The sequence below is a fragment of the Actinoplanes xinjiangensis genome (assembly GCF_003148685.1).
Classification (GTDB): domain Bacteria; phylum Actinomycetota; class Actinomycetes; order Mycobacteriales; family Micromonosporaceae; genus Actinoplanes; species Actinoplanes xinjiangensis.
Genome location: NZ_QGGR01000066.1, coordinates 1 through 7,038, shown reverse-complemented (window position 1 = coordinate 7,038; position 7,038 = coordinate 1). Strand labels below are relative to the sequence as shown.

Below are 7,038 nucleotides of genomic sequence, written 5' to 3'. Positions count from 1 at the left end.
GCCGGTCGCCACGCGGCTGGGCGAGCTGCTCGGGTCCACCGTCGTCTTCGCCGACGACACCGTCGGCCCGGCCGCCACCGAGGCCGTCGCGGCTCCCTCCTCGCGACCTGGGCGCCGCTGACTCTGTCTGACATACCCACACGGGTGGGGGACGCTCGGCCGGTGCCGAGCGTCCCCCACCCGTGTCGGTACTCGTCTGGGCGTCAGTTCGCCGGCTGTTCCACGGCGGCGAGCCGCCGTGCGACGAGGAACAGCGCGTAGCCGATCAACGCGATGACGATGCCGAGACCCACCGCCATGGCGGCGATGCCGAAGGACACGACCGAGGTGAACAGCGAGGCCCGCAGGAAGGATCCGTTCATGACGGTCTGCCGCGCCGGGTCCTCACGATCGAGTTCGGCGTACGTCTTGCCGCCGCTGGACTCCAGCGCGTGCTTCTCGATGACCTGTGCCTCGGCGTACGCGGTCAGCGGACCGTCGATCTTCTCGCCGGCGAACCAGTCGGCGTCCTCCGAGACGGTGATCCGTTCGTCCGCGAGCTGCGACTGCACGGTGAACCACGTGGTCGCTCCGGCAGCCGCCACGACCAGACCGGCAACCATCAGCAACAGGGAGATCAGGCGCACGGTCTTTACCGGCCCATTCAAGTTGGCTTTGACAGGCGCAGTATTCATCGTTACTCCCCTATGAGTTCTCCGAAGCCCGGCAAGATACCGCCCATCCGGAAATGAGTGCGCCGCCAGCCTCGAGTTCTGTATAGATCGTTTTCATTGTTGAGGTTGTCAGTCGAACGTCACTACCGGCAGGGCCGATCAGTCCGTGCCGGAAGTCCTGGATTCACGAGCAGAAGCCGGGCCGAATGGCCCTGCCATCCGGATTCCCTTCGACCCACGATGGACTGGAGAGCCCAAGCACGCGATCCCACACGGATCTGGTGATTCACGTGCTGGCAGCTTGGTGAGGGAGGACGACATGAGGCCGTTGATCATTATCTCGATCCTGTTGCTGCTCGCCGTTCTGATCATTGCCGGGCCGCTGCTCGAGTCGCTACTCGATCGCGTCCTGTCCTCGACAGCCCATGCCGGTCACCGACACCAGCGGGACAGCGTCCGACCCACGGGCCGATAGTCGACCTCGGCGGTCAGCTCGTGCCACATTCGCCCGCTTGGAAAGGCGTGATGACTGCGTCGCGTCGGCTGCTGTCGCCGGGTGGTTCGTCGTCGCTCGAGGTCGTGATGTCACGGCTCGGGTTGATACCGGCGAGGCGACGCCGCGTAGGGCCTGGCCGTGGCACGTCGCGCGTATCCGACCGATCTCAGCGACGCCCGGTGGGCGTTGATCGAGCCGTTCCTGCGGGCCTGGAAGGCCAAGTGAGTCTCCCCGTCGGACTACGAGAGGGCTACGACCTGCGGGAGACCGTCAACGCGCTGTTCTACCAGAACCGGACCGGTGGCCAGTGGGCGCTGCGGCCGCACGACCTGCCGCCGTGGTCGGCGGTGTATTACCACTTCGGGCTGTGGCGTGACGATGGCACCTACCAGGCCGACCGCAAACGTAAGCAGCAGGGGCTGGAGGCCGCGGTCGCGCTGCGACCGGGCGTGGGGCTGAGTCAGTCCCGTGCCGGCAGGCAGCCGCCGTCGGCGATGGTGCTGCCATATTCGATGCGGGTGCCGTGTTCGGGGCTCAGGTAGCCGATGATGCAGGCCTGCCCGGTCCAGGCAGCGATGATCAGGCCGTCGTGCGGAGTACGGTCCCGGCTGCCCGGCTTCTCCACCGTCGAGTCGGGCAGGCCGGCTGCGGTCAGCGCCTTCTTGACGGCCTCCGCCTCGTACACCCTCTTCTTGTGCAGCGGCTCCAGCGCGTTTTCCGCCCGGATCGCACACCTGACGGCGCCCGGCAGGGCGGCCTCCGGAAGCGGACGGCGTTCGAGGTAGGCGTCATTCGCCTCCATCTGGCGGCGAATCATCTCCCCGCGGTAATCCTCGTCGAGGTATTCGTCCGAGGGGCGGGGAAGGGGGCCGAGACTGCGTGGCGTGGCCACGTCAGCGGCGGTGGGCGTACGGCCGGGCCGGGCCTTGCCCTTGGTGCACGGCAGGGTGTCGACGGCCGGCGGAAGCGACACCGCGATCGGGGCGGCGGCGGGCGTCTCCGGCTCCAGCTTCGGCTTCGCGCAACCGGATAGGACCAGCGCGACAGTTGCCACCGGGAGAATTCGACCGAAGTGCATGACCGCACACATTAGCCGACATTGATCAGGCCGGCTCCAGAGACGACCCTGTGAGATCGACAGTCGTCGCATGCACGCCATCGCCGGCGACCGATGATCCGGCCACCCCAACGGCCGGCAACCCTTCTCGCGGTGCCTGCCAGCGACCATTTGACTGATCTTGACCTGGTTGAGGACCAACGGCCCTGTCACGCTCCGTGATCTTCGAGAAAGCTGTAGGTGACCTTACGCACAGGCGTTCGGAGGGGAAGCGTTCCGGGAGGATCACGACCTTGACCAGCACTGTGGGCCGCATACCCGGCTGCCGTCGCGAGATCAGGAGGCAACGATGACTACCACCCTGCCCGTACGCACCCCAGCAGTTGCGACGGTGGCGGTGACCGCAGTGACAATCCCGCCTCGGGAGAGCGACTGGAGTGACGCCGGCACGTCGGGCGCGGTGCTGTCGTTTCCGGCGATGGATCCCCGCAGCACGCGCGGATCGGTCGTCGTGGCCGCAGTCGACAACGACGGCAATCCGGCAACGGTGATCTCCTACGCCGCGGCCTGCGCGCGGGAACTCGGAGTTCCGCTGCGGGTGGCGTACGTATGGAGCGGCGGCGTCGAATCCGGCGACATTCCGGCGACAGGCACCCGGATGCCAAATGCGGACCTGATGCTTGCTGGACTGCTGTACGACTGTGCCGCCGACGGCGGGGGTAACGAAGTCGAGCGGGCACTCTTGCACGACCATGACCCCGCAGCCGCATTGGTGGCCCTGAGCCACAACGAAGCCACGTTGATGGTGGTATCGGCATCGAGCAGTCCCCGTACTCCCGACCGGCCGCTGGGTGACACCGTCCGCGCCTTGGCCGGTCGCACCGGATGCCCACTGCTGGTCGTCGTCCCCAACCAACCGATCGATCGGCAACCGACAAGTCCCCTGGCGACCCCGGCACCGACCTAACCGGATGCGCTCTGAGTCGGTGATTGTAGGCACCGGCAATGCCGGGCGGAGTTGCTGCTGTTGTCGTGTTGTTCGAGGCTGAACGGGTGCAGTTGCGGGCGGCCGAGGCGGAGGAAGTGAGCCAACGGACTGGCGATGTGGCGCCGAATCGTTTTGGTGGCGGTTGAGGGCCTGACGAACACGGCGGTCGCTGGTGAGCCGGGTATCAGCGACGACACCGTTCGTGAGTGCGCTAGCGGCAGTGGCCGGCCGGCTGGCCGGGTTGACCGACGAGCCGCGACCGGGCCGACTACGCACGATCGCCGATGCCGATATGGAAGGGGATCACCACAGCCTTGGAAGCGACACCGACGAACGCCGCGCACTGGTTGACGCGTTCGCTCACCGCCGAGGCCGGGAGCCAGACGGCGGTGTCGCGGAGCCGGCTCCCTGCCGGCACCGGGCCATCGAGTTCAGAAGGTTCCCCGTCAGACTCGACCGCGACGTCCCCGCCGAACTCGACGTGCGTGTCGTTCTGGACAACGCCTGGACCGCACGCAGCGGACGATGCCAGTCGCACCGTTCGGGCGTTGGAGGCCCTGGCCCCTGCAATCACCGGCGGTGCCTTGTCGAGCGACTACACCTATCTACTGCTGCGTCCGGCGTTCCTGCGTCAGCGCGACCGCGACCTATGGCACCAGTTCGTACGGCTCGCCGCGAACCTACGAGACTCGGGCACGGCTCGGATGTTCTTGCAGCGCGTCGTCATCCAGGTCGACGAGTGGCTCGGGCAACAGGGGACGCCCGCCAGCCTCATGCCGGCCGACGTTGAACAGCTGCCGGGCAGCCATGTCAGGGCGGTGTTCGGTTCGCTGCTTCCTGGCTCACCGCGGCGGCCAGCGTTGTGCCTGGTACGACACAGCCACGCGGCGCGTCCAGCGGTTCGATCTACCGCTTTCGGCTCGCTGCACCTGCGATATGCATGCGGCTCCGTGTCAAGAAGCTCCGGTCGCGTACCTGGATGAAAGAGCCATGTTCGCCAATTGCCGCGTACCGGCTGGGGAAGCGGGTAAGGCGCTATGAACCATCGTGCGACGGCGTCGCTGCTCACCGCAACGATCGAGCAGCAGGCTGGCGCGGTCGAGCTGCACCATTTTCACGAACGTCTTCGAACACAGCGTCACGGCTTCAGCGCCACCGGCACCTTGTTCTGTTGATTCGCCCAGTGAAGGGACGTCCGGTTCGGCGGAGCGCGATGGTCAGTTCGGTGGGGTCTCCGCGGGGTGCAGCCACCGGAGAGCGGCGTCGGGCGTGCCATCCGGGGTGTTGTTGAAGGCAATGGCCGCGCCGGGAGCGTGCCGGCGGATCAGGTTGATCGTCGACTCGAGGAGGCCCAGCAGCGACGGGTCGCGCAGGCCGCCCCCGACGACCACACAGGTGTAGTCATGCGCGGTCAGGGCGCCGACGATGTCCGCCTCGGGACGGTGGTCCGGCGCCACCAGGCAGAAGTCCGCGTCGATGCCCAGCTCGACGAACCTGTCCCGTCCGCGGGCGATCCCCGCCAGGACCGGTCCTGGATCCCAGCCCGACAGTCGCGCGGGATCGAGCCCGATGACCAACACCCGCCCGAGAGTCATTCGCCGACTATCGCACAGAACGGCCGTCAGCGTGGGGCCGCCGGTGCGGCCGGGGGTGTCGGGACGCGGGACGACGACTCCAGAGCCCTACCTCGGAAGTGACCGTCCGGAACGGACACAGCTTCGGGCTGACCATGACCGAAGCGACCTGGCCGACCGCCGGTAGTCGGTGACCACGCTCTGTGGCCGCGAGTGGGTCATGATGATCGGCGGTGGCGGTGGCAGCGGTTCCTCGTACCGGGAAACGGCATTCGTGTCGACGCGGGCGGCGCCGGGCGTCCTGGCCGGTGCTTATGCTGGCTCGACCTTGACCAACGTTCGGGAGGCCTCGTCCTTGACGTAGGTTCGCGGCCGTGATCGCTCCTGACTGAGCCATGTTCATTCCTGCGTTGCTCGTCGCGTTCCCGTCCGGGCTCCCTCGGTCCCGTCGGCGTGGTGGCGCGGTGTCCATCGTCGGTGCGCCACCCTGGCGCTGCTACGGTGCCGTTTTCGGGCACCCGTCGTGCCAACGGCGACACGCTGCCACCGGCCCGCTGCGCCGCCGTTCCAGGCACCGGCACCGGCCTCGGCCTCGGGCGCGCCATCACCGCAGCGCACCACGGCACCATCACCCTGAACGACCTTCCGCACGCTGGCACCAGCTTCACCGTCCGCCTACCCCACGACCCGCGGCGCATGACCCAGAGCGCTCACTCTCGTTGACCGTACCGACATCTCCGGCCTGCGGATCGGCCGGATATCGAGCTTGTGCGCCGCGGCGCGGGGGTGCCGCATCGAGCGCGCCCCGGGGTCATGAATGTTGCCCCCTGCCCTCGGGCCGGTGGGGCGCAGCGGAGCAACCGGATGGGAGGCCCGTCCGTGTGGGCGCCCCTGGAGGTGATCGCCGACCGGCCGAGGGCGCGCACCTTCCTTTGCGGGGTGTGCTCCGTGCCGGCCAGCCGGTTCTTGGTGTGGTCCGGTCTGGAAGGCCGCTGCATCTGGTTCGGATTCAGCTCGCCGGGCCTGCACCGGGCGAAGGCCGAGCGGCTGGTACCCCTGGTTGCGTAGAGAGAACTGTTGCTCGGCCACCCCGGCGTCAAAATGCGACTGATCAAGCTACCTTGGGCACGAACTCGCTGCAGGATCCCATGTTCGTCGTACGCGGTGAAGCCGCCTAGGCTTGGCGCGGTCGCCGGTGTATCAGTACGTCTTGTACGGCGTCTCGCAGCTCCGAGGGCTGGAACGGTTTGTGCACGATGCGGTCGCCGTTCTGGAGCGTTTCGGCGGCTTGTTCGGGTGTGACCGAACCGGTGGCCATAACCACGGGGATGTCTGCCGTATCGGGCGTCGTGAGTAGTTCGGCGCGTGCTTGTAGGCCGGTAATTCCTGGCATCTCGTTGTCGGTGACGACTGCGTCCGGGTGCTGGGACCGGACCTCGGAGATCAACTCATGGCCGTCGCTACACAGGTCGACCGTGTGGCCTGCGCGCGTCAGGACTCGCTCGACCACACGGCGGATGCCGGGGTCGTCGTCCGCCGCCACGATATGACTCATGGTGCGCCTGCCTTCTGCTTTCGCGTGTTTGTGGTGCCGCTGATGGGTGTCGTCGGGAGTGGTGTGAGCTGGTCGCCGGTGCGTCACAGCGAGCGTGGTCATAGCCGAATGTGGGACGGGCTTTTCTCGCATGTCGTCGCGAGCTTGTGAAGCAGGTCGGCGGCGGTGAACGGCTTCTCGAGGAAGGCGATGTCCTCGTCGAGGATGTGGGTGGTGCCGAGCAGGCCGTTGCTGTAACCGGACATGTAGAGCACGGGAAGGTCGGGTTGGCGTTCGTGCAGCAGGTCGGCCAGGCGGCGCCCGGAGATCCCCGGCATGATCACGTCGGTGAGCAGGGCGTCGCACCCGTGTTGCTCGTACAGGCCCAGCGCTTCCGTGGCGTCGGCGGCGGTGAGCACGTGGTATCCGGCGTTGGTGAGAATGCGGGTGACCACGCGGGCGAGCGCCGCTTCGTCCTCGACGACAAGCACGGTGCTGCCGTCTCCTCGCGGTGGCGGCGTACTCGACACCGGCGGGGACACAGCATTGCCGGCCGCAGTGCTCGTCAGTGGCAGGTAGACCCGGAAGGTCGTGCCGATGCCCGGCTCCGAGTACACGTTGATGCTGCCTGCGGCTTCGGTTGAGGTTCCCCCTCGGGACCGGACATCTCGAAACCAGACAGCGGTCTGGGGAAGGATGTTCCGGTGCCTCGTCCCTCGAAGTATCCCGAGCAGTT

8 protein-coding genes are annotated in these 7,038 nt (G+C 67.3%); 3 read left to right on the top strand and 5 right to left on the bottom strand.

Features of this window, described 5'->3' with window-relative positions; translation table 11 throughout:
• Positions 1-203: 203 nt before the first annotated feature.
• Positions 204-626, bottom strand: a complete 423-nt coding sequence (locus BC793_RS48410; RefSeq protein WP_239170769.1) for an aromatic ring-opening dioxygenase LigA — start codon at positions 624-626, stop codon at positions 204-206.
• Between the two features lie 744 nt (positions 627-1,370).
• Between BC793_RS48410 and BC793_RS52155 the strand changes: the two genes are divergently transcribed.
• Entirely contained in the window at positions 1,371-1,691 is a 321-nt protein-coding gene (locus BC793_RS52155; protein ID WP_158319605.1) for a transposase, read from the top strand.
• On the opposite strand, the gene BC793_RS48400 is transcribed toward BC793_RS52155, so the two are convergent.
• On the bottom strand, positions 1,610-2,203 hold the full coding sequence (locus tag BC793_RS48400) for a hypothetical protein (RefSeq protein ID WP_109603400.1): 594 nt from the start codon (positions 2,201-2,203) through the stop codon (positions 1,610-1,612). The genes BC793_RS52155 and BC793_RS48400 overlap by 82 nt on opposite strands.
• Before the next feature lie 352 nt (positions 2,204-2,555).
• On the opposite strand from BC793_RS48400, the gene BC793_RS48395 reads away from it, so the two are divergent.
• Both BC793_RS48395 and BC793_RS50095 read left to right on the top strand, forming a co-directional pair.
• The gene (locus BC793_RS48395) at positions 2,556-3,173 is read left to right on the top strand and encodes a universal stress protein (RefSeq protein ID WP_109603399.1); all 618 of its coding nucleotides are present in this window, start codon (positions 2,556-2,558) and stop codon (positions 3,171-3,173) included.
• Between the two features lie 1,058 nt (positions 3,174-4,231).
• Entirely contained in the window at positions 4,232-4,369 is a 138-nt protein-coding gene (locus BC793_RS50095) for a hypothetical protein (RefSeq protein ID WP_158319604.1), read from the top strand.
• Between the two features lie 42 nt (positions 4,370-4,411).
• Here BC793_RS50095 and BC793_RS48390 read toward each other — a convergent pair whose 3' ends face one another.
• From BC793_RS48390 to BC793_RS48370, 3 genes are all read right to left on the bottom strand, one after another.
• On the bottom strand, positions 4,412-4,789 hold the full coding sequence (locus BC793_RS48390; RefSeq protein WP_109603398.1) for a hypothetical protein: 378 nt from the start codon (positions 4,787-4,789) through the stop codon (positions 4,412-4,414).
• Positions 4,790-5,942: 1,153 nt separating this feature from the next.
• On the bottom strand, positions 5,943-6,425 hold the full coding sequence (locus BC793_RS48375) for a response regulator (RefSeq protein ID WP_158319603.1): 483 nt from the start codon (positions 6,423-6,425) through the stop codon (positions 5,943-5,945).
• A complete protein-coding gene (locus BC793_RS48370) occupies positions 6,422-6,919 on the bottom strand; it encodes a response regulator (protein ID WP_249037430.1) in 498 nt (165 codons plus the stop codon). The genes BC793_RS48375 and BC793_RS48370 overlap by 4 nt, the downstream gene beginning before the upstream one ends.
• Positions 6,920-7,038: the final 119 nt, after the last annotated feature.